Origin of the sequence: Aliiglaciecola lipolytica, assembly GCF_018860635.1 — a bacterium.
Taxonomy (GTDB): Bacteria; Pseudomonadota; Gammaproteobacteria; order Enterobacterales; family Alteromonadaceae; genus Aliiglaciecola; species Aliiglaciecola lipolytica_A.
Genome location: NZ_JAHKPT010000017.1, coordinates 89,205 through 91,105, shown reverse-complemented (window position 1 = coordinate 91,105; position 1,901 = coordinate 89,205). Strand labels below are relative to the sequence as shown.

General features: G+C 44.2%; 3 protein-coding genes. All 3 read right to left on the bottom strand.

Features of this window, described 5'->3' with window-relative positions; translation table 11 throughout:
• Window positions 1-136 precede the first annotated feature (136 nt).
• Genes tusA through rph form a run of 3 tightly spaced genes read right to left on the bottom strand, consistent with a single transcriptional unit; the run spans window position 137 to window position 1,761 of the window.
• Window positions 137-397 (bottom strand): sulfurtransferase TusA, encoded by a 261-nt coding sequence (gene tusA / locus KO530_RS07225; RefSeq protein WP_216047743.1) that lies wholly within the window; start codon window positions 395-397, stop codon window positions 137-139.
• Entirely contained in the window at window positions 387-1,028 is a 642-nt protein-coding gene (gene pyrE / locus KO530_RS07220) for an orotate phosphoribosyltransferase (protein WP_216047742.1), read from the bottom strand. Before pyrE ends, tusA begins: the two co-directional genes overlap by 11 nt.
• Window positions 1,029-1,047: 19 nt before the next feature.
• Window positions 1,048-1,761: a ribonuclease PH gene (rph, locus tag KO530_RS07215; RefSeq protein WP_216047741.1), complete on the bottom strand. Its 714-nt coding sequence runs from the start codon at window positions 1,759-1,761 to the stop codon at window positions 1,048-1,050.
• Window positions 1,762-1,901: the final 140 nt, after the last annotated feature.

Genomic DNA, 1,901 nt, shown 5'->3' with positions numbered 1-1,901 from the left:
TGTTTTAACCCCGTGCAATTGTGCGATACTCCATGGCCTAAAGGCCGTGCTAGGGGAGCAATGTCTCTTGTAGGCGGGTGTTTTAACCCCGTGCCATTGTGCGATATTCCATGGTCTAAAGGCCGTGCTACGGGAGTTACACGCCTTTACGGATGAGATAAATATAGGGGGCGGATTCGGTATGGGAACACACTAAGGTATGCCCCATGAATCGACAAAAACTCGGCATGTCGCGAGTTGTCGAATGGTCATCAGCTATCACACTTAATGACTCACCGTCTTGCATATTGCGGACCTTCATACGAACCATCATTACCGGCTCTGGACATCTAAGCCCCAGCGCATCAAGATGATAATCAGCGGCAAACTGCTCCGGAATCGTAAAATCAGATCCCATAGTCCTGCCGATATTGTTCGATGTTAGCCAAATGTTCCGCCATTTCAGGTTTCAGTTTTAAGTACTCAACTAAATCACCGAGATTAATAATAGACACAACTTGCGTACCAAAATCACGCTCGACTTCTTGAATAGCTGACAGCTCACCTTTGCCTTTTTCTTGGCGATCCAAAGCGATTAACACACCAGCAAGCGTTGCGCCGTGGGCATTAATAAGTTGCATTGATTCACGGATAGCCGTACCTGCGGTGATCACATCATCCACCAGCATGATTTTGCCGTTAAGAGGACTGCCCACCAAAGTACCACCTTCACCATGAGCTTTGGCTTCTTTACGATTAAAGCAATAAGGTGTATCGATGTTATGTTTGTCAGCTAATGCAACCGCCGTAGTGGTCGCAATAGGAATGCCTTTATAAGCTGGACCAAACAACACATCGAATTCAATGCCAGAATCAATTAAGGCCTGTGCATAAAATTGCCCAAGTTTAGCCAAGTCATTGCCGGTATTGAATAAACCAGCATTGAAAAAATAAGGGCTCAATCGCCCTGATTTCAATGTAAATTCACCAAATTTCAATACATTGCGAGCTAAGGCAAATTCAATAAATGCTTTTTGATAATCTTGCATATCTTTTTATAAACCCGTTCTAGTTTAACGAACTTTTTTGAACATCGAACAACTCACGCAGACCATGTTTAGCTAATTCAAGCATCTCGCTCATTTCGTCAAAGCTAAACGGTTCGCCTTCGGCAGTGCCTTGAACTTCAATTAATTTGCCAGTTTCAGTCATCACCACGTTCATGTCTGTTTCAGCGTCAGAGTCTTCCAAGTACTCTAAATCAGCGATAGCGTTACCTTTATAAACACCCACTGATAATGCGGCAATCATAAACTTAAGCGGATTCGCTTTTAAAATACCTTTGCTGCGCATATAAGTTAAAGCATCAACTAGAGCAACACATGCACCGGTAATAGACGCGGTACGAGTGCCACCATCAGCCTGAATAACGTCGCAATCTAGGGTAATCGTATTCTCACCCAATAATTTTAAATCAACCGCTGCGCGTAAAGAGCGAGCAATTAAACGTTGAATCTCTAAAGTACGTCCACCTTGCTTGCCACGAGCCGCTTCACGACCTGAGCGAGTATGGGTAGAGCGCGGAAGCATGCTGTACTCAGCAGTGATCCAACCTTTACCTTGGCCTTTCATAAAGCGCGGCACACCTTCTTCAACGGTAGCGTTACAGATAACTTTGGTATTACCAAATTCAACCAACACCGAACCTTCAGCATGACAGGTAAACTGGCGAGTTATAGTAACAGGACGGATTTGACTGGCAGTTCTTCCACTTGGACGCATTTTTAAACTCCTAATTGATATGGCGCAGGATTATAGCCTAACTCAACCAAATGTTGCAGTGAGCAATGAAATAAATCCCAAACTTGTACAAAGCGGCTTTAACCCGCCGATATGCTAGGTCAAATCCCATGGCCTAAAGA

Coding starts and splice junctions, on each gene's coding strand:
- tusA (WP_216047743.1), bottom strand. CDS start 397: ATGGGATCTGATTTTACGATTCCGGAGCAGTTTGCCGCTGATTATCAT.
- pyrE (WP_216047742.1), bottom strand. CDS start 1,028: ATGCAAGATTATCAAAAAGCATTTATTGAATTTGCCTTAGCTCGCAAT.
- rph (WP_216047741.1), bottom strand. CDS start 1,761: ATGCGTCCAAGTGGAAGAACTGCCAGTCAAATCCGTCCTGTTACTATA.